Source organism: Psychromonas sp. Urea-02u-13, from assembly GCF_002835995.1.
Taxonomy (GTDB): Bacteria; Pseudomonadota; Gammaproteobacteria; order Enterobacterales; family Psychromonadaceae; genus Psychromonas.
On the sequence record NZ_PJBZ01000034.1, the window covers coordinates 83,695 to 103,295 of the forward strand.

Annotated in this window: 16 protein-coding genes and 1 riboswitch; of the genes, 12 read left to right on the plus strand and 4 right to left on the minus strand. The window is 40.6% G+C overall.

Features of this window, described 5'->3' with window-relative positions; genetic code table 11:
- Positions 1 to 74 precede the first annotated feature (74 nt).
- From CXF74_RS00450 to CXF74_RS00460, 3 genes are read left to right on the plus strand one after another with little or no spacing between them, the layout of a single operon-like run.
- Positions 75 to 983, plus strand: coding sequence for an AAA family ATPase (locus tag CXF74_RS00450; RefSeq protein WP_101080431.1), 909 nt, complete (start codon positions 75 to 77; stop codon positions 981 to 983).
- Between the two features lie 13 nt (positions 984 to 996).
- Positions 997 to 2,010: a DUF58 domain-containing protein gene (locus tag CXF74_RS00455; protein WP_101080432.1), complete on the plus strand. Its 1,014-nt coding sequence runs from the start codon at positions 997 to 999 to the stop codon at positions 2,008 to 2,010.
- Positions 2,007 to 4,010, plus strand: coding sequence for a transglutaminase family protein (locus tag CXF74_RS00460; protein WP_101080433.1), 2,004 nt, complete (start codon positions 2,007 to 2,009; stop codon positions 4,008 to 4,010). The genes CXF74_RS00455 and CXF74_RS00460 overlap by 4 nt, the downstream gene beginning before the upstream one ends.
- Before the next feature lie 45 nt (positions 4,011 to 4,055).
- Here CXF74_RS00460 and CXF74_RS00465 read toward each other — a convergent pair whose 3' ends face one another.
- The 3 genes from CXF74_RS00465 to CXF74_RS00475 form a co-directional block, all read right to left on the minus strand.
- Entirely contained in the window at positions 4,056 to 5,735 is a 1,680-nt protein-coding gene (locus CXF74_RS00465) for a DUF342 domain-containing protein (RefSeq protein WP_101080434.1), read from the minus strand.
- A 100-nt stretch (positions 5,736 to 5,835) separates the two neighbouring features.
- A complete protein-coding gene (locus tag CXF74_RS00470; protein ID WP_101080435.1) occupies positions 5,836 to 7,419 on the minus strand; it encodes a protein adenylyltransferase SelO in 1,584 nt (527 codons plus the stop codon).
- Positions 7,420 to 7,518: 99 nt separating this feature from the next.
- Complete coding sequence (locus tag CXF74_RS00475) at positions 7,519 to 7,869, minus strand: RidA family protein (protein WP_101080436.1); 351 nt, start codon at positions 7,867 to 7,869, stop codon at positions 7,519 to 7,521.
- Between the two features lie 668 nt (positions 7,870 to 8,537).
- Between CXF74_RS00475 and CXF74_RS00480 the strand changes: the two genes are divergently transcribed.
- Positions 8,538 to 9,065: a M48 family metallopeptidase gene (locus CXF74_RS00480; protein ID WP_101080437.1), complete on the plus strand. Its 528-nt coding sequence runs from the start codon at positions 8,538 to 8,540 to the stop codon at positions 9,063 to 9,065.
- Positions 9,066 to 9,165: 100 nt separating this feature from the next.
- Here CXF74_RS00480 and CXF74_RS00485 read toward each other — a convergent pair whose 3' ends face one another.
- Positions 9,166 to 10,848 carry an NAD-dependent malic enzyme gene (locus CXF74_RS00485; protein ID WP_101080438.1) on the minus strand — a complete coding sequence of 561 codons (1,683 nt, stop codon included), beginning with the start codon at positions 10,846 to 10,848 and terminating at the stop codon, positions 9,166 to 9,168.
- 446 nt (positions 10,849 to 11,294) lie between these two features.
- A riboswitch (TPP riboswitch) is annotated at positions 11,295 to 11,396 on the plus strand.
- 75 nt (positions 11,397 to 11,471) lie between these two features.
- Between CXF74_RS00485 and thiD the strand changes: the two genes are divergently transcribed.
- The 8 genes from thiD to CXF74_RS00525 all read left to right on the plus strand — a co-directional run bounded on the left by thiD (position 11,472) and on the right by CXF74_RS00525 (position 18,576).
- The gene (gene thiD, locus CXF74_RS00490) at positions 11,472 to 12,344 is read left to right on the plus strand and encodes a bifunctional hydroxymethylpyrimidine kinase/phosphomethylpyrimidine kinase (RefSeq protein WP_101080439.1); all 873 of its coding nucleotides are present in this window, start codon (positions 11,472 to 11,474) and stop codon (positions 12,342 to 12,344) included.
- The gene (locus tag CXF74_RS00495) at positions 12,334 to 13,164 is read left to right on the plus strand and encodes an ABC transporter ATP-binding protein (RefSeq protein WP_332870260.1); all 831 of its coding nucleotides are present in this window, start codon (positions 12,334 to 12,336) and stop codon (positions 13,162 to 13,164) included. Before thiD ends, CXF74_RS00495 begins: the two co-directional genes overlap by 11 nt.
- A 10-nt stretch (positions 13,165 to 13,174) precedes the next feature.
- Entirely contained in the window at positions 13,175 to 13,954 is a 780-nt protein-coding gene (locus CXF74_RS00500) for an ABC transporter permease (protein WP_232772394.1), read from the plus strand.
- A 91-nt stretch (positions 13,955 to 14,045) separates the two neighbouring features.
- The gene (locus CXF74_RS00505) at positions 14,046 to 15,002 is read left to right on the plus strand and encodes an ABC transporter substrate-binding protein (RefSeq protein WP_101080441.1); all 957 of its coding nucleotides are present in this window, start codon (positions 14,046 to 14,048) and stop codon (positions 15,000 to 15,002) included.
- Between the two features lie 30 nt (positions 15,003 to 15,032).
- A complete protein-coding gene (gene tenA / locus CXF74_RS00510) occupies positions 15,033 to 15,695 on the plus strand; it encodes a thiaminase II (RefSeq protein WP_101080442.1) in 663 nt (220 codons plus the stop codon).
- 68 nt (positions 15,696 to 15,763) lie between these two features.
- Entirely contained in the window at positions 15,764 to 16,567 is an 804-nt protein-coding gene (thiM, locus tag CXF74_RS00515) for a hydroxyethylthiazole kinase (RefSeq protein WP_101080443.1), read from the plus strand.
- A gap of 242 nt (positions 16,568 to 16,809) precedes the next feature.
- Positions 16,810 to 17,430: a thiamine phosphate synthase gene (thiE, locus tag CXF74_RS00520; RefSeq protein ID WP_232772393.1), complete on the plus strand. Its 621-nt coding sequence runs from the start codon at positions 16,810 to 16,812 to the stop codon at positions 17,428 to 17,430.
- A 372-nt stretch (positions 17,431 to 17,802) separates the two neighbouring features.
- The gene (locus CXF74_RS00525; protein WP_101080445.1) at positions 17,803 to 18,576 is read left to right on the plus strand and encodes a hypothetical protein; all 774 of its coding nucleotides are present in this window, start codon (positions 17,803 to 17,805) and stop codon (positions 18,574 to 18,576) included.
- Positions 18,577 to 19,601: the final 1,025 nt, after the last annotated feature.

A 19,601-nucleotide genomic window follows, 5' to 3' on the forward strand; every position in this document is an offset into this window, starting at 1 on the left:
AGGAGCCATAAATCTTGAGCTAGATAAAAATATTGAGCAATTTTAAGACAACGGATTGTTTAAAAGGACAAAAAATGCACAATAAAATTGAAAAAGTGTTAGCGCAGCTAAATTCCGTGTTGCTAGGTAAAACACAACAAACGAAATTAGCCTTGGTCTGTTTACTCGCTGATGGGCATCTTTTAATCGAAGATTTACCCGGTATGGGCAAAACCACCTTAGCTGCCACGTTAGCAAAAACCCTAGGGCTTGATTACCAACGTGTACAATTTACCAGTGATATGTTACCCGCCGACATTATTGGCGTGTCTATTTTTGATACCCAAAAGCAGTTGTTTAGTTTTCATCAAGGGCCCATTTTTAACCAAGTTTTATTAGCCGACGAAATTAATCGCGCTAGCCCTAAAACACAAAGTGCCTTATTAGAAGCGATGGAAGAAAAACAAGTCTCAGTGGATGGAACAACCTACCCGCTAGCTAAACCTTTTTTTGTTATCGCGACACAAAACCCCCTCGACCAAGCTGGCACGTTTCCTTTGCCTGAATCACAGCTAGACCGTTTTATGATGCGTATAGAGTTGGGTTTCCCAAGCCAACAAGCTGAAATGCAAATGCTTAAGAACGATCATAAAGAGCAAAAAGTGCAGGCCATTGTTGATGTCAGCGAGTTACAAGCCATGCAAGTTGCGGTGCAAAAAGTAGAAGCTAATGATGCGTTATTAGATTACCTATTAAGGTTAATCGCTGAGAGTCGTTATGGTGGTTTAGCGGTTAATCCACTGTCACCCCGTTGTAGTAAAGTTTTATTGCAAGCAGCAAAAGCGATGGCATTCATTAATCAACGCAGTTATGTCATTCCTGAAGATGTACAAGCGGTTTTTGTTGCGGTGACAGAACATCGCTTAATGGGCAGTCACCAAGATAAAAGCAGCAATGGTGTATTAAGTGAAACACTGCTTAAACGTATCGACCCATTAAATTGATGGCACGCCACTCATGTTAAGAAAGTTCATTAAAAACCGTTTTAACCAATGGCTAAAACGGCGCATGCCTGCCACTAAGGTGATCACCTTAAACAGTGGTAATACGTTTATATTCCCTTCGAAATCTGGTCTGCATTTTCTTATTAGTTGTGCGCTGTTGTTTTTATTAGGCACAAATTATCAAAATAACTTAATTCTGTTTTTAGTGTTTTTCCTGTGCAGTTTTATGATCACCTGTTTATTACTCAGCTATCAAAACCTTGCTGGATTAACATTAAATGCCGTGACACCTGACGCGCAGTTTGCTGCTAGAGACAGTTTGTTTAAATTAAGGCTGACGGAAGGAAAGGTATGTGCACAGGATGTCAGTTTCAGTTTTCAGCATCCGAGCTCTGCTTTGCAAACGGTGATTGAAAAAGACAGTGTTGCGCTTTATGGTTTTTCAAAACAGCGTGGTTATTACAATCCCGGTCGAGTCACAGTACGATCCACATTCCCCTTTGGTTTGTTTAATGTCTGGACACATTTGGACTTTGGTTTTAATGCACTTTTATACCCGCATCCATTTGAGAATAAATTTCAAGTGGAGAGTGCATCAAATAATGCACAGGAGAACAGTCATTATCAATCCATTGTGGGTGTGGATCAGTTTTCAACACTTAAAACCTATCAGCCCGGTGAGTCTTTAAAATCGGTGGCATGGAAGCAATTAGCGCAAGGCCGTGGTTGGTACAGTAAACAGTTTGAACAATCGGCAGGGGGCGATGTGTTACTCGACATTAATAGCCTGACACATCTCCCATTGGAAACTCGTTTGAGTTTTTTATGTTACCAAATTATTGAATTACAAAAGACCCACCAGCGTTATGCCTTAAAGCTTAATAGCGAGCCAACAAAAGTCGGCAGTGGCATTACCCATAACCAACAATGTTTAAGCGCATTAGCCTTGTTTGCTTTGCCCATCTCTAAAGTTCAAGAGCCTAAAACCCAAAAGTATGAAAATCAAGATACGGGGAAAGCGCAATGAAAGAGTTCTTAAACCGTTTTAATCTGACCCTCATTATTGTTTGTTACAGCGCGATTGTCTTAGCCTTATATGAACAGTTACACATTTATGTTGTGTTATTTGGTGTGCTCTGCGCTTGTTGGCGAGGCGCACATTTCTTTGGCTGGATAGCCTTAATGCCACGTTTCCTACTCAGCGCAGTCGCGATTGCGACCAGTGCACTGACAGTGGGGCTGTTGTATCAGCAAGGGGTGTTTAACATTATGTTGCACCTTATTTTTCTGGGTTTTAGTTTGAAATTTTTGGAATTGAGATCCACCCGTGATGTGTACTTTTTTGTTAATACCGGGTTTATATTAATCGCGCTGTTCTTTATTTTTAATACCTCTATTGTTGCCACCTTGGTGGCGAGTTTTTTATTACTGCTGTTATTCGCTATTTTATTAAGCTTGCATGCACAACGCTTGGTTAAAAATGCCTACCTGACACTGCTATTTAAAAGCTGTTTATTAAGTTTGCCACTGGCAATAGTGCTGTTTGTGGTGATGCCACGTTTACCCTCTTTATGGAAAATGCCCATTCAAAAGCAAGCAACAACAGGGCTCAGTGATACGGTTAGCCCTGGTGAAATTGCTAAGTTAAGTCGCTCAAGTGCCTTAGCATTTCGCGCTACATTTAGCGATGTTATTGCACCAGAAAGCGAGCGTTACTGGCGCGCAATGACACTGGATAATTTTGATGGCAGAACCTGGTCGCAGAGTACGTCGTTGAAACAAGAAGAGTCCATGGCAAAACGGGGGGGCGGGCGACAGTTTTATCAAACTAAAAACGCTGAACAACCGAAAAGTGAATATGAGTTGATCATTGAACCACATTATAATTATTGGCTACCCGTTTTAGATTACGCGTTAACCCCAACCGGCTTGGTCAGTTTGAGCGATTATTCGCTGCGCAGTGATAAACCGGTTATTGCTCGACAAGCGATCACAGTTGCGCAAACCAGCGCGGTTAAAACACAGCCTTTAACGGCGAATCAAATAAGACAATTCACGCAATTACCTGAGCGTAAAAGTGCGCTTGGCAATGACCGAACCGATGCATGGATAGCTGAAAATCTAAGTAATGGGTTAAGCAAAGAAAGCATATTAGCGCAGCTGTTAAATGGTTTTTCCGAAAGTTTTCGTTATACCCTTGAACCGCCTCGTTTAGGTGAAAAACAGATTGATGACTTTTTGTTTAATTCGCAAGCGGGTTTCTGTGTGCATTTTGCCAGTAGTTATCTTTATGTTGCCCGTCGATTAGGTTTCCCTGCACGTATGGTGACGGGGTATTTAGGCGGTGAATGGCAAGCCTCGGAAGGATTTTTTACTATTCGCCAGTATGATGCCCATGCATGGGTGGAAATTTGGCGAGAAAACCGCTGGCAACGTGTCGACCCAACCGCGTATGTTGCGCCTGAACGTGTTGAATCAGGTTTACAAGCCGCACTAACAGATGGCAATGAATTTTTGGCCGATGAGTATTTTTCATTACAAAAATGGCAATCCGTTGAGCTGATTAATCTGTTGCGCGGGCGATTAGCGCAGATGGATTATCTATGGGCACGTTATGTGGTTAACTTTGATAATCAAAGCCAAGTAAAGTTAATGCAACGCTGGCTCTCTAAAATTCCGTGGTTAAAACTCGCCTATGCTGTGATGTTAGTGATGGCGATTATTTTTGCGGCCTTGTTGCTGATCATTTTTAAACCTTGGCAAGTTAACAAGATAACCATTGAGGATAAAATTTATCTGCAACTGCAGGGGCATTTCAATAAGCAAGGTATGAAGCGTGAAGCGGGGCAATCCGTAAGTGAATATTGTCTGTTATTAAGTAAAACGTTTTTGCTCTCTGACTCGTTATGTCAAAGCTTTGCGCTTAAATATAATGCGATTAAATATCAGACGAGACAAACAAAAGGGCAGCGGAAAAAACAGATTAAGCAGTTAATATTTATTAGTAAGCAGTTAACGAAAAGATAAACAGTCACGATGAAGGGATAACGCGCGACTGTTTATTGTTAGTGGTTATTTTTTGAAAGGTTCGGCTAACATTTTAAAGTCTTTGATACATACTTTGGTAGGGCCATACTTGCGAATAGAGCGGAATTTATCGCGTCCAATACTGATGCTAACGTCATTAAACATCTCTTTTTGTGTCACTACTTTTGCATTTTCAAAGTAACTTTGTAAGTCACTTTTATTATCATTAAGGTTTGTATTTAATTCACTTAAATGTTTTTTAACTTCTTCTTTAGTCAGCATTAAACGTGCGTCTAAAGTCTGCTTCTTTTCTGAATTAGGTAATATATCTATTTTGCGTTGCGCATCAATCAAGCTTTGTAATTTATCGCTCTCTGCTTGAATGATATGATTTATTTGTTTTTTGTTTTCCATTAATATCGGATAATTACCGATTAAATCAATGTGTGTTTTTGACCCTGCACTTGCGCCCATTGACACAGTGTTCACGCCGCCATTAGTACACAAAAAGCCGCCTAAAATAGTGCCTTTCATACCCGCTTCATCTATGACATTGATATCGCCTTTGCAGGCTACATTGCAATGTAATAACTGTTGTTTAATGTTCACTTCAAGACCGGCTTCAATTTTTGTATATTGACTAAAACTCGCCGTCACACTGCCTTCACTTTTTATTTCACAGGAGTAATGATGACTGCCTTCTTCAACTTGGTGACCGATAATGCCTTTACCCACGGTTAAATCGCCACCGCATTCTAAATGAGCCGATTCAACAAAACCTGAAACCGTAATATCACCCGTTGCTTTGACCGCCATACCATCGCAAATATCGCCTTCAATAATGACACTGCCTTCATATTCCACGTTGCCATAACCGACATCCACGTTACTAATAATGAGCACATCGTCGACTTTCATGCCGTTATTAAGCACTTTAGGAATGCCTGATAAGCTCGCAAGCAGTAAGTTTTCATCTGTCTCACAGAGATGCGTATTTTCACCGAGCTCTAGGGAAAAGTCTTTTCCTGACTCATGGGGGATGATTTCACCCGTGACTGTGATGCCATCTGTCCCTTCAATACAAGGAATTTTACGCATCAATTGTGTTTCGGGTTTAACCGTAATTAATTGCCCAAGGTTGCGCATATCTACCGTACCATCTTCATTCTTCTTCGGTTTTAGCAAGCGTTCTTTAGGGGTTTCAACGAGTCGTTTGAAGGTCGCATCGGTACCTTGCACAGGTTGTGTGCCTTTGGCAATACTGGCTTGGAAGCTACTGCCGGCTTTGGCTTGTTTAGATTTTTCAACGAGTAAGGTCAGTGTTTTTACAATAATTCCCTCGGTTATCTCGAGTTCATCCATCTCACCTTTAAGCTGCTCCATGGTAAGGGGGAGGCCACCATAGGCACTAGTGACAACGGCTTTGGCAACCATTTTTAGTGGATCAAAGCTGATGTTTAATTGCGCATGCAAACGATCAGCAATGGCAACAGACTCAAGCTCGGCACTACGTTCTTTTTGAGTTTCTAAACGGGTAAAGCTTTGTACGGCTTCGTTGAGGCCTTTAAGGCTTAACTTCAAGTTAGCGTGATCTGAACTTTGAAAAAGGCGGGTTAAACTTGGAACACTCACTTCATCTTGCACTGGTGTGATTAACAGCAATAACTGTTTTTTATCAGCAGAAAGACGTAATAAGTTGCTCGTGAGTGGTTGTTTGTTTTCCATATTAACCTACCTAAAATAAACAATATCTTTAGATAGTACCCAGAGAAACAATAAATTGCAGGTCAATAAGTTATTTATTGACCTGTTTGTTTCGTTTTTGCTATGAACTGCACGAAAGCATTGAACAGCCTACTTTATTTCGCGCCCAATCGGGACGTTGTTGTGCGTAATTTTCGTACTCAGGTTGTTCATCATAAGGATTTTCTAATAAGACTTTAAGTGTTTCTATCTCGCTAAAGTCACCGTCTTCTGCCAGGTCAATGGCTTGCTGTGCAAGATAGTTTCTTAAGACATATTTAGGGTTCACTTTATTCATATTAGTTTGGCGTATTGATGCTGCTAGACCATCAAAACTAAGACGCGCTTGATAGCGTTGTAACCAAGTGTCGAGTTGTTGTTCATATTTGGCTGTTAGTTGTCCGGCAAGGTAATAACAGTCAGTAAAATGGGCTAACGCATCGCTGTTAGGCTGATAAGTCGCTAGCAAGCGATAGAACAAGGTCATATCGGTTTCAACGGTTTCGAGTAATTGCTCTAATGCTTTGAAGAGATCCTGATCGCTGCTGCCTTGGTAGTCTTTAAAACCCAGTTTTTCAGACATCATGGTTTGCCATTTATTCTCATAGTGAATCGCGTAATCACTCATAATGCTTTGCAGTGGCTCAGCTTCACCAATCAATGGAAAAATAGCATTCGCGAGTTGGAACAAATTCCATTGGCTAACTTGAAATTGCCCACCAAAACGGTAACGTTTTTGGCCTTCATCGGTGGTGTTCGGTGTCCAGCCTAAGTCAAAGTCATCAATCCAACCGTAAGGGCCATAATCAATCGTTTCGCCAATAAGGGACATGTTATCGGTATTCATTACACCATGAACAAAACCCACTCGCATCCACTGTACAATCATCGTAGAGGTCTTATCACAAACCGCTTTAAACCAATTTAAATAGGTTTCGATATCAAAATTGCCATTCTCAGGCTTAAGCTCAGGGTAGTCATTGTTAATGCTGTATTGCACTAGCTGTGTCATTAACGCTTCATCACCACGTGATGCGGGTAATTGAATAGAGCCAAAACGTAAGAAAGAAGAGGATACGCGACATACAACAGCACAGGGCTCAAGTGACGCATTACCATCGTACATTTTATCGCGAATCACTTGGTCACCGGTTAAGCACAAACTAAGCACACGTGTCGTGGAAATACCCAGATTAAACATCGCTTCAGAGCACAGGTATTCACGAATAGAAGAGCGTAAAACAGCAAGACCATCACCGCGACGAGAATAGGGCGTTTTACCCGCGCCTTTCAGTTGTAAGGTTTGGTAGCCCAGTTTTTCGGTGTTTATTTCAACTAGGTTAATAGCACGACCATCACCAAGTTGTCCGGCCCATTGACCAAATTGATGACCGCCATAACAAAGCGCATAGGGACTCGTTTGTTCAAGCACTTCATTACCTGTCATCACATTAACGAACAATTGTGATGCGCAGTCTTCTGCCGACAGACCTAATTCAGAGGCAAATGTTTCGTTTAAATTAACTAGGCTTGGGTTTGAAGTCGCGGTTGGCGTTACCCATGAGTAAGCTGCGTTTTCAACACTACGGCAACTGTTTTCTGAGATCGGATCGGCAGGAAGTTGATCAATAAGACGGTGGCTAAATTCAAGGTTTTGTAATGACATGAGAATACCTGAGCAAATAACAATAGTTTACTATTTTACTCGGGTATTGATCAAGCATTGCGAAAGATTCGCTAATGCTTGTTGTTATATTTGCAATGATTAAAGCTCTGCAGCAACCACTGATATTTCAACTAACAAAGCGTCACGTGCCATGCTTGCTTCTACACAAGCGCGTGCAGGTGCGTAACCTTCAGGAATCCAAGCATCCCAGACTGCGTTCATACCCGCAAAGTGTTCACTCATGCTTTTTACATAAATAGTTGCAGAAAGAATCGCTTCACGTGAGCTACCCGCTTCAATTAATAACTCATCGACTTTATCAAGCATGGTTTGTGTTTGCTCGCCAATCTCTTTGGTCGCATCAGCGCAGACTTGGCCACAAAGGTAGATAGTGCCATTGTGTTTAACGATACGGCTCATGCGTGGTTTTGTTTGTAAACGTTCGATCATGTTGATTCCTAAATAAAATAGTGAGTCATAGACAGTTTAAGTTAACCGAGTATTAATAAAATGGATATTAATGAAAACAGGGCTAGCAAGCAAGTGCCTCGCTAAATCAGCTAACCCAAGGGTAATCGCGGCTAGTCCCCATGCTCCGCGTGGGGATTCAGATTGACTATGTTGATTGCTAGTATTACTTTGGCTATGCATTACCACGCAGAGCGTGGGAACGAGTTATCCCGGCTAGCCCCCATGCTCCGCGTGGGGATTCAGACTGACTGTGTCGATTTGTAGCACTACTTTGGTTATGCATTACCACGCAGAGCGCGGGAACGAGTTAAATCAGCTAACCCCAGGGTAATCACGGCTAGTCCTCATGCTCCGCGTGGGGATTCAGACTGACTATGTTGATTTCTAGCACTACTTTGGTTATGCATTACCACGCAGAGCGTGGGAACGAGTTAAGCACTCCGCCAACCGCTTCTAAATTGCGCTGTTATTCACTATCGTGAGCAGTATGTTGATTTCTAGCACTACTTTGGTTATGTATTACCACGCAGAGCGCGGGAATGAGTTAAATCAGCTAACCAGTAAAGAGAAAGTCTGTGACTATCGGATTTATAGTAACTCAGGTACAATTTGACTCACTTAATTTTCAACTTAAATAGTCTTAATTCATGCCATCATCTACACCTCAACCCGTGACACTTAGGTATTTATCTGCCTACTCACAACAAGTACAATCCCAGATTCGTTCGATGGTTGAACAAGATACCTTGGGAAAATTTTTACTTAAAAAATACCCACAAGTGCATCAAATCAATAACGATAAAATGCTTCGAGATTATGTGATGGATTTGAAAAATAGACATCTACGCAAATCGTCTCCGCTAAGCAAAATCGTTTACGATAAAAAAATTCATGTGATCAATAACGCGCTGGGTTTGCATACGTTTATTTCCAGAGTGCAGGGCAGTAAGCTGAAAAGTAAAAATGAAATCCGCATTAGTGACATTTTTAAAACCGCGCCAGAGCCATTTTTAGAGATGATCGTGGTGCATGAATTAGCGCATGTACGTGTCAAAGCACACGACAAAGCCTTTTATCAATTATGCGAACATATGTTGCCTAATTACCATCAGTTAGAATTTGAGATGCGTTTATATCTGACGCAGCTAGAGCTAAAAGGCAAGATTTACGCTTAATAGATTGAAGCGTTTAATTGGGGTTTAGGTAAAAAATAAGCATAAAAAAAGAGAAAGGCGAGTGCCTTTCTCTTTTAATCGATGAGTTATGCTGATAAATCTAGAAAGAAGTACGTCGGTAATCGCGGTACTTAGGTGTCCAGAAGTTCTCGGTTAAACGTCTTTGCATGGTATGTTCAGAAATAGCGGGGGCAACACCATCATCAATCGCTTGTTGTGCCACAGCGTAGGCAATGGATTTGCTGATATCTTGAATTTCATTTAACCCTGGTAATAACGCACCTTTCGCTTTTTTGTAGTTCATTGAAGCATCTGCCAGTGCCTGACTGGCCGCCATTAACATATTATCGGTAATTGACGTTGCGCGTGCCACCAGCACACCTAAACCAATACCCGGGAAAATATAACTGTTGTTACACTGCGAAATTTCAAAGTATTGATCGTTATATAAAACAGGTGCAAAGGGACTGCCTGTTGCGACAATCGCCTTACCATGACTCCAATTGATAATATCCTGTGGTGTTGCTTCAACACGTGATGTTGGATTTGACAGGGGTAATACAATCGGATGTTCTGAATTTTTACATAAGTCTTCAACGACTTGCTGGGTAAATAAGTCTGGCTGACCACTCACACCAAACAACACAGTGATTTTACCTTGCTTAATCACTTGCTCTAACCCTAATGCTTGGCTTTTATCCCAATCCGCTAAGTCTGCAGACTTCTGCATTAATGGCTGTTGAAAGGATTGTAAATTTGGCATGTCGTCAGTTAACAAACCATAGCGGTCGACCATAAAGACTTGTGAACGCGCTTGTTGCTCGGTTAACCCTTCACGCTGCATCTGTCTGACGATATGTTGTGCAATACCACAACCCGCAGAGCCTGCGCCTAAAAACGCAACACGTTGATCGCTGAGTTTTTCATTTTTGTCCTGACAAGCTGCAATCAGCGTACCCACTGAGACTGCTGCTGTGCCTTGTATATCATCGTTAAAACAACATAACTCATCACGGTATCGTGTTAGTAGCGGTGTGGCATTAGTTTGTGCAAAATCTTCAAACTGTAATAACACTTCTGGCCAACGACGGCGCACAGCTTGAATAAACAAGTCTAAAAACTCATCATATTCTTCACCGGTAATACGTGGATGACGACAACCCATATACATAGGATCTGCTAATAAATGACTATTGTTCGTGCCTACATCCAATAATATCGGTAAACAATAAGCAGGACTAATACCCCCACAGGCGGTATACAAAGCCAATTTACCAATTGGAATACCCATGCCACCAATACCTTGATCGCCGAGTCCTAAAATACGTTCACCATCGGTGACTACAATCACTTTTACGTTTTGTTTTGTGGCATTTTGTAACATGTCATCAATTTTATGGCGTTCAGGGTATGAAATAAACAACCCCCTTTTACGGCGATAAATTTTAGAAAATTGCTCACAGGCAGCCCCAACCGTTGGGGTGTAAATCAGCGGCATGACTTCTTCTAAATGATGGTCGATAAGATGATGGAATAACGTTTCGTTAGTATCTTGAATATTTCTTAGGTAGATATGTTTATCTAAGTCAGAACTAAAAGAGGAAAGCTGTTGATAAGCACGTACAGATTGCTCTTCAATCGACTCAATATTATGCGGCAATAAACCGGTTAAATTAAAACTGTCTCGTTCATCTTGTGAAAAAGCACTGCCTTTATTCAATAAAGGTGATTCTAATAATGCGGGACCCGCAAATGGGATATATAAAGGGCGTTTAAATGGCATAAATCCTCGGTGTTATCTTAGTGTAAGTGACAGTAATAAATATAAATAATTAACAGCTGCTCGCTTGGCAGTACGTTTTTGTTATTCGGTCGTTAATAATATTCATTACTAGATTGTTTGTTTAATGCGCATATGTTGATCAATGTCATTGCAATATTTATCCCATTATAGTTGAGGTTAATCATCTAGGCAGGTTATCAATACAACGCACTGCACAAAAATGAAAGACACTGCACCTATAATTCAATAGATAACTGTTATAAATCAACAAGAAGTGAACTTTTCTGTCCCAATCGCAATAAAACATCAATAAAGGTTTGGTTATGTTAAATCTGTTTTTAGGCACTTTAGCGGTGTATCACTGCAGTAAAAAATGACCTTTAAAATCAACAAAAAGTGATAATTAGCCTTGTTATATTGCGCTTTCAATCAGACTTGTTAATATCGCAAAATAGTCGGGGAGCCTAGTAGGCTGAGATTGCATTTTTTAAAGACCCGTTGAACCTGATTCAGTTAACACTGGCGTAGGGAACTATCTGTCTTGTTTGTTACGATTTGACCCAGCCTTGTGTTTAAAATCTTCTGCTTGATACAGTTCCAATGCGCCAGCGTTAGGAGCTTTTATGTTAAAAACGACATCAACATCAATACCGACAAATTCAACAGCGAACAAACCAACGTCATCAACACCGATTGTCTTAACCATTGCCGGTTCTGATAGTGGGGGGGGCGCAGGTATTCAAGCGGATATTAAAGCCATTTCTGCGACGGGCAGTTACGCCTGTTCTGTGATCACTGCCATCACGGCGCAAAACACCCAAGGTGTGTCTGCTATTTTCCCTATTCCCCTTGAGCATGTTGAAAAACAACTCGATGCGGTCTTTAGCGATCTTAATGTCGTGGCTGTGAAAGTGGGTATGTTGGCCGATTCTGACATTATCAATGTGGTCGTTGGCAAACTAAAACAATATAAACCGCCATTTTTAATCGTTGATCCTGTGATGGTGACACGTAATGGCGATCTGTTATTACAAGCGGATGCGATTAATACCCTTAAATCAGAACTACTTTCCCTTGCTGATATTATTACCCCTAATTTATTAGAAGGCGCCGCTTTAACCGGTTGCGAAGTGCCTAATAACGAAGCACAGATGAGTGACATGATAAACGCGTTACGTCAGCTTGGCTGCAATGCGGTATTACTCAAAGGCGGTTATTTATCGCAGCAAGAAAATAGTAACGATTTTCTGATATTGCCTGAGCAAGTGCATCATTTAAACGCCAAACGTATCAAGACTGATAATACACATGGCACGGGGTGTACGCTCTCTTCTGCGATTGCATCCTACTTAGCGCAGGGGCATGAGTTGTTATCGGCGGTGCAATTAGCGAAACAGTATATTTCTGGCGCCATTAGCCATGCAGATGAGTTACACATAGGCAACGGGCACGGCCCCGTGAATCATTTCTACGCAGGTCATACAAATGTCTGTTAATTCCCCTGATTATTTACCTAATTCTGCACCTAACTCTACACCTAATATGTCTGATGCTATAAACACGGGCATTAGCATTGATATTGCGGGTGGTTATCTGCGTTATCACGATAGCGAACAAGCGGTTATCGAAAACCTCAATGTGCATATTCCGGCGGGAAAGTGGACCTGTATTTTAGGACAAAGTGGCTGTGGAAAAAGCTCTTTATTACGCTACCTGGCGAATTTATTAACCAATAAAGTGCAGTGGTCGGGTGATATAACGACACAACCGCCGTGTGATTATCAACACGAAATCGCCTATATGGCGCAACAAGATTTATTAATGCCGTGGTTATCGGTATTAGATAACGTCATGATAAGCACGAAGTTTGCAGGCAAGCTTTCAAAGCACGACAAAAAAACGCAATTAGATAAAGCGCATTCATTATTGCAGCAAGTTGGATTAGCCGATAAAGGCGCTTATTTACCGCAACAATTATCAGGCGGTATGCGCCAACGTGTTGCGCTAGCTAGAACGCTGATGCAAGACAAACCTATCGTATTGATGGATGAGCCATTTTCAGCGTTAGATGCCGTTACCCGTTATCGTTTGCAAAACTTGGCGCACCAATTACTTGAAAACAAAACCGTTGTTTTGATCACCCACGATCCACAAGAAGCGCTGCGTTTAGCGAAACAGCTTTATATCATGCAAGGCAAACCTGCGATTGCTACCGCGTTACCGATGCCAAGCTCAGAAACACCGCGTGATTTTGATGCCGAATGTGCGTTATTGCAGCAACAAATAATGGATCGTTTGGAGCAAGATTATGCGTGATTCAACGCCGATGAATAAAATAGCCATACAGCTTAAAAGCAAAGAGAGTGTCACGCATCGATTGATTCGCTTATTGATTAGCGCCGGTGTGATCATTGCGTTATGGCAGGCGATTGTTATCTACTTTGAAATGCCTTCATTCATTTTACCGAGCCCCTTTGATGTGTTTGTTAAACTCTTCGAAAGATATCAGGTATTGCTTAAACACAGTTGGGTGACCACGCAAGAAATCGTATTAGGCTTACTGCTGGGTGTGAGCATGGGACTGTTATTTGCATTACAAATGTTGCTCTTTAAACCCGTAAAACGCTGGTTATTACCGATTTTAATTGCCAGTCAGGCGATTCCGGTGTTTGCTCTCGCGCCAATATTAATGCTCTGGCTTGGTTACGGCATAGCATCAAAAATCGTCATGGCCGCGTTAATCATCTTTTTCCCTATTACCACTTGTTGTTACGACGGATTACGTAATACCCCTGTGGGTTACCTTGATCTCGCGAAAACAATGGGCGCCAGTAAATGGCAAATGTTACGTCACATTCAATTCCCTGCCGCGTTACCGACCTTAGCGTCTGGTATTCGTGTTGCCGTGGTGATTGCACCTATTGGCGCCGTTGCGGGTGAGTGGGTTGGCTCAAGTGAAGGGTTGGGCTATCTGATGTTACATGCCAATGCCCGTATGATGATCGATGAAATGTTTGCTGCTTTATTTATCCTATCTGCCTTATCGGTAACGCTGTATTTTGTTGCCGATAAGTTATTAAAAAAACTGATTAACTGGGAAGTGTAATTAGAAAATCAACATAATTTACAATAACGATAACTATATTAATAACACCTAACACCCAAAACACTAACAATAGAAAGACTAAGGACGTTAAATGAAAAAAACTACTATTTTGAGTGCGATTGCACTAGCAACAAGCATGCTATCAGCAACGGCTCAAGCAGAAACCAAGCAACTTACATTAATGCTAGATTGGTTTGTTAACCCGAATCATGGCCCCATTGTTATTGCGAAAGAGCGCGGTTACTTTAAAGCGCAAGGCATAGATGTCATCATTCAAGAGCCGGCAGACCCAAGCATGCCACCTAAACTTGTGGCTGCTAACAAAGTGGATTTAGCGATCACTTATCAGCCAAACTTAACCATTGATGTGGCAGCTGGTTTACCATTAATTCGCTCAGCGACCTTGATTGCGACGCCGTTAAATGCCTTGATGATAATAGACAGTGAAAAGAACAAGGTAAAAACCTTAGCGGACCTAAAAGGTAAAAAAATTGGTATTGCGATGGCAGGTAACGAAGAAGCATCAATCGGCACTATGCTCGCCACTGCGGGTGTTAAATACGATGAAGTTCAAATCATTAATGTTGGTTGGGCACTTTCTTCTTCAGTGGCATCGGGCAAAGTGGATGCAATTTGGGGCGGATTACGTAACTTTGAAACCAACCAACTTGCGCTTGAAGGCTTTAAATCAAAAGCCTTTTTCCCAGAAGAGCACGGTGTGCCGGTGTATGACGAATTAGTCATTGTTGCTAATGCCAATACCTACGATAAAGCCACTATCATCGCTTTTAATAAAGCCATCGAACAAGCTGCGATTTATATCGTTAATCACCCTGACGCGGCTTGGAAAGAGTTTGTTGCCTATGCACCCGATACACTTAACAACGAGTTAAACAAACGTGCATGGCGCGATACGTTAACGCGTTTTGCATTACGTCCATCAGCGATTGACCTTAAACGTTACGATGATTATGCACAGTTTATGTATTCAGCAAAAATCATTAAAACGTTACCAAAAGCACAAGATTACATTCCTAATTTTCAGTAAAACCAATCTCACACTAAATAGAGTCGAACTATGAATCATCAAGATCTCATTAATGCATGTCGCCAAGATTGGGATGCATACACAAAACATGCCTTTGTAGAGCAATTAGCACAAGGCACGTTAGCACAGCCATGTTTCTTACATTACCTGAAACAAGACTTTTTGTTTCTTAAGCAATATGCACGTGCTCATGCCTTAGTCATTTACAAGGCACGTACGTTAGCGGATATGCGTAACGCCTTACCGAGTGTGCATGCATTATTAGATTCTGAAATTGGCCACCATGTAAGCTATTGCGCAAACTGGGGGCTGACTGAGTCAGACTTGGAAGCTGAAGACGAAGATTTTGGCACGGTTGCTTATACACGTTATGTACTGGATTCGGGCATGCAAGGCGATATTGTTGATTTATATGCAGCACTCGCACCGTGCTCTATTGGTTATGCAGAAATTGGGCGTAACTTAAGAGATGATAAAAATACTAAGCGAGAGAATAACCCTTTTGAAAGTTGGATTGCGCTTTATGGCTGTGATGAATTTCAAGAGGGCGTTAAACAAGGTACACAACATATCGATACGTTATTAGCCGAGATTGATGTAAACAGTCAACGTGGACAAGACTTAATTAAAGTATTCAAAACAGCAACACGCATGGAAGTGGCTTTTTGGCAGCAAGGTTTAGACAAACGCTAAATGCGATTTTTATTTATGCATGTTATTGATTAACTGCTATTTATTATTTACTCATTAGGAACGCTATTATGAATCAAAATGTAGGTTTATTAGTTAACACTATTTCCGCCGCGTTGACAGCATTACGTGAGCAAAAACCGCTGGTGGTTAATATCACCAACTATGTGGTGATGAATAATAGCGCGAATGCGTTATTGGCGATTGGCGCTTCACCTATCATGGCGCATTCTCGTCAAGAAATGGCTGAAATGATGTCTTTTGCGGGCGCACTAGTGATTAATATTGGCACCTTAGACAGTCAATGGACAGCACGTATGCTGTTTGCCGTTGAACAAGCCAATACGAATAATAAGCTGGTGGTACTTGATCCGGTGGGCTGTGGTGCGAGTCTGTTACGCACTGAGTTTTCACGCCAAATAGCAAAAAACGCCAATAAGTTAATCATACGTGGTAATGCCTCTGAAATTATCGCCTTAGTGGGGGAAAAAGCACAGAGCAAAGGCGTTGATTCACTAGATAGTAGTGAAGCCGCTGTAGGGGCTGCACGTTATTTAGTAGAAACCTACCACTGTAATGTGGTGGTTTCTGGTGCAACAGACTTCATCATCACTGCGGATAATCAAGTTAAGCTCAATAATGGCCACGCAATGATGCCTCATGTTACAGGCATGGGATGTTCATTAAGTGCGCTGACGGGCGCATTTGCAGCCGTTGGTGAAGAAACGGGATTAGCAGCTGCTGCTGTTTTTGGTGTGGCAGGTGAAATCGCTGCTGAGCAATCAAAAGGGCCGGGCAGTTTGCAACTGAACTTATTGGATGCTTTGTATCAGCTAGATGAAGCCACATTGAGTGCACGTTTAAAATTGTCGTAAACTGATTATTGTAAATCGAAAGCTGTAAACCGAAAGCCGTAAACAGGTTCTCAGAAAAACCAGCGATGCACTTTTAATCGATTTAAAAGTGCATCGTTTTTTACGGACTCTGTTTTCTAGCAAGCTTTGTTGGTTACAATCCCTGTTTTCTAAAAGCTCTCTATTTTCTAAGTAATCCCTATTTTTAAACAATCCCTGTTATTCTAAATAAACCCTTAATCATTTAAAAAGTGAGTCTCTCTGTGAATCCATACCGTTTATATTTAGTCACCGATGATCAACAAGACTTAGCAACCCTCACGCACGTCGTTAAAGAGGCCGTTGCGGGTGGCGTGACTATGGTGCAAGTACGAGAAAAGCAGGGCGACATTCGCGCTTTTATCGACACCGCCTTGGCTGTAAAAAAGGTGTTAAAAGACACTGGTGTCGCGTTAATCATTAACGATAGAGTCGATGTTGCTTTGGCCGTTGATGCAGAAGGTGTGCATCTTGGGCAATCGGATATGCCGGCTGCAATGGCGCGCCACTTAATTGGCCCTGATAAATTATTGGGTTTATCGATTGAGACAGAACAACAGTTGCAAGACGCAGAATCGTTACCTATCGACTATATCGGCCTAAGCGCTATTTTTGCCACGTCAACAAAAACCAATATTAAAAAAGAGTGGGGCATTGAGGGGCTAGCGATGGCCGTTAAAAAAAGCTCGTTTCCTACGGTCGCAATAGGCGGTATTAATGCCACGAATCTTGGCGATATTATCGCAACAGGGGTAGATGGTGTTGCGCTAGTTTCTGCAATTTGTCATGCAGATGACCCGCAACAAGCCGCTCGGTATTTTAAGGGGTTGTTGTCGGCTAAGTAATAGGTACGCTTTACTTATTTAAATTCTATTTGCAATAGCGCAGACTACTATTGAGCTGACTGCATTGTAGCTTGTCTTCTTTGTCGGTAATCGTTATAAATTTTTTAAAAAACGAAATAAAATAACTATGTTTATATACAGTCCTTTGTTTTTCTGTATTTCCACACATTATCTTCAGCTAAATAGGAAAGTTTCTGTATTTTGTGCAATTTTAGATCAAGTAAAAAGCGCCAATAGATTGATATTAAATAAATATATTGTATTGTGGTATTCTATAAATTTACATATTAGATAGTTTAATTCTCTTGTCAAAATATAGAATTTTTCTATCTAATACGCTGTTATATTTCATGAGATCTGTTCGGAGTTTCAATGTCTGATGTACTACCAAGTATTTTAACTTTTTTAGAAGTTGGATTTAGACCTATTATTCTTACTTTTGCCGCTTTATTAGGTCTATATTTTTCATTTAAAAAGATAGGTACGTCTGTTGAAGTACAATACTCAACTATAATCGACACATTTTATCCTGAGAGAATCCGGAGTATTGTACTAACCAATCATAAAGACAAGGTTGTCCCTATATGGGGTATTCAAGCTGTTTTAGAAAATAGTCATAAAATATCTTTATCCGAATATAGCGAACCCAAATTATTAAAGCCCTATGAAACAATGAAGTTAGAATTTGAAAAATATTCAGACTTAATTGTAGGTAGGGACAGCTTTGAACCAAATTTTGTTTTTGGTAAAGTTGATATATTTTTAGACAATGGTAAAAAGTTTAAAAAATGCAAAACGTCTTCAAAAACGAAGCGAGAGCTACCTTTTCAAAAAATATCTGTGAGTAAAACAAAATTTGACGATATTGTAATTACTAAATATATGGCTTTTATATTGGTTTATGTAATTGATGGCGTGACAAAAACAGCATTAATTGGGAAAAGTGGCTTTATTACTAACGAGTGGGGGTTCAGCTTTAATTCGTTTGGTGAAAATGTGAGTGAGAAAACTATTGTCGAAGGCATTGAAAAACTAGGGCTTCATCAGCTATTTACCAACTATATTTGCTACAAAATTGAATATCCTCACATCGATTATGCATTTAGAATGTTACCTGACAAAGCGTGTAGCTTAAATGAAATATAACAAGGCAATTAAACGGAAAATTACAGTTGGCTGTTTTTCGTGCCTCAAACATTATAGCCAACTATAATTTTCCGCTTATTGCGGCGTTATATGTCGCTACTTTTAAGGTTGTGTTTTAGTTTCTCATATACGCTTTGTTTACTGTTTTACCATGTTGTTTGCGAAGATTTTCTCAAATAGAAAAGCTTAAAAGTAGCGTCGATTGCGCCGTAGATTTGATTGGTTAACTTGTATTTCGTCAATCTGCTAATCGTGGTGTTTTGGTTGTCTCAATTAGCTTTTTTTTCAATTCGTTAACTAGTTTTTTAATTGAGTATTTAAAATCCCAAAGGGTAGTTTTAACCGTTCATAAACTGTTTAAATATTAGTTTTGTGTCATCTTCGTAAAGTGTTTTCTACGGAGTTCAAAGTTAATAATTAAGTGGCTTTAAATCGTGGTGGTTTGCTTTATCATTCCATGTCGTTATGTACTTGTATTATCAGAGGTTTCAAACTGATCGCGAGCATCTAACAAGCACTTTAAACGGAACAAAAACAGTTGGCTATTGTTCGTTCCTCACAAAATTATAGCCAACATTTTTTGTCCGCTTAAGTGGGCGTTAGATGTCGCTACCTTTTAGGGTATGTTTTAGTTTTTCGTATACGTTTTGGCTAAGGTATTATCATGCTGTTTGTAGAGATTACCTAAAATAGAAAAGCTTAAAAGTAGCGTTGATTGTGCCGTTACTTTGATTGGTGAAATTTCTAATTCGTCAATCTAAAAATCGCAGTGTTTTTGTTTCTGAATTAGCTTAACTTTCAATTCATCAACTATTTTTTGGTTTGAGTATTTGAAATCTAAAAGGGTGGTTTTAAAAGTTCGTAAACTGTTTGATTATTAGTTTTGTCTGAATCTCGTAACGTGTTTTCTACGGAGTTCAAAGTTAATAATTAAGTGGCTTTAAATCGTGGTGGTTTGCTTTAGTATTCCATTTCGTTATGTACTTGTATTATCAGAGGTTTCAAACTGATCGCGAGCATCTAAC

What these genes read in the sequence shown, in the direction of transcription:
- CXF74_RS00450 (WP_101080431.1), top strand. Translation starts at nt 75, where the DNA reads ATGCACAATAAAATTGAAAAAGTGTTAGCGCAGCTAAATTCCGTGTTG.
- CXF74_RS00455 (WP_101080432.1), top strand. Translation starts at nt 997, where the DNA reads ATGTTAAGAAAGTTCATTAAAAACCGTTTTAACCAATGGCTAAAACGG.
- CXF74_RS00460 (WP_101080433.1), top strand. Translation starts at nt 2,007, where the DNA reads ATGAAAGAGTTCTTAAACCGTTTTAATCTGACCCTCATTATTGTTTGT.
- CXF74_RS00465 (WP_101080434.1), bottom strand. Translation starts at nt 5,735, where the DNA reads ATGGAAAACAAACAACCACTCACGAGCAACTTATTACGTCTTTCTGCT.
- CXF74_RS00470 (WP_101080435.1), bottom strand. Translation starts at nt 7,419, where the DNA reads ATGTCATTACAAAACCTTGAATTTAGCCACCGTCTTATTGATCAACTT.
- CXF74_RS00475 (WP_101080436.1), bottom strand. Translation starts at nt 7,869, where the DNA reads ATGATCGAACGTTTACAAACAAAACCACGCATGAGCCGTATCGTTAAA.
- CXF74_RS00480 (WP_101080437.1), top strand. Translation starts at nt 8,538, where the DNA reads ATGCCATCATCTACACCTCAACCCGTGACACTTAGGTATTTATCTGCC.
- CXF74_RS00485 (WP_101080438.1), bottom strand. Translation starts at nt 10,848, where the DNA reads ATGCCATTTAAACGCCCTTTATATATCCCATTTGCGGGTCCCGCATTA.
- thiD (WP_101080439.1), top strand. Translation starts at nt 11,472, where the DNA reads ATGTTAAAAACGACATCAACATCAATACCGACAAATTCAACAGCGAAC.
- CXF74_RS00495 (WP_332870260.1), top strand. Translation starts at nt 12,334, where the DNA reads ATGTCTGTTAATTCCCCTGATTATTTACCTAATTCTGCACCTAACTCT.
- CXF74_RS00500 (WP_232772394.1), top strand. Translation starts at nt 13,175, where the DNA reads ATGAATAAAATAGCCATACAGCTTAAAAGCAAAGAGAGTGTCACGCAT.
- CXF74_RS00505 (WP_101080441.1), top strand. Translation starts at nt 14,046, where the DNA reads ATGAAAAAAACTACTATTTTGAGTGCGATTGCACTAGCAACAAGCATG.
- tenA (WP_101080442.1), top strand. Translation starts at nt 15,033, where the DNA reads ATGAATCATCAAGATCTCATTAATGCATGTCGCCAAGATTGGGATGCA.
- thiM (WP_101080443.1), top strand. Translation starts at nt 15,764, where the DNA reads ATGAATCAAAATGTAGGTTTATTAGTTAACACTATTTCCGCCGCGTTG.
- CXF74_RS00525 (WP_101080445.1), top strand. Translation starts at nt 17,803, where the DNA reads ATGTCTGATGTACTACCAAGTATTTTAACTTTTTTAGAAGTTGGATTT.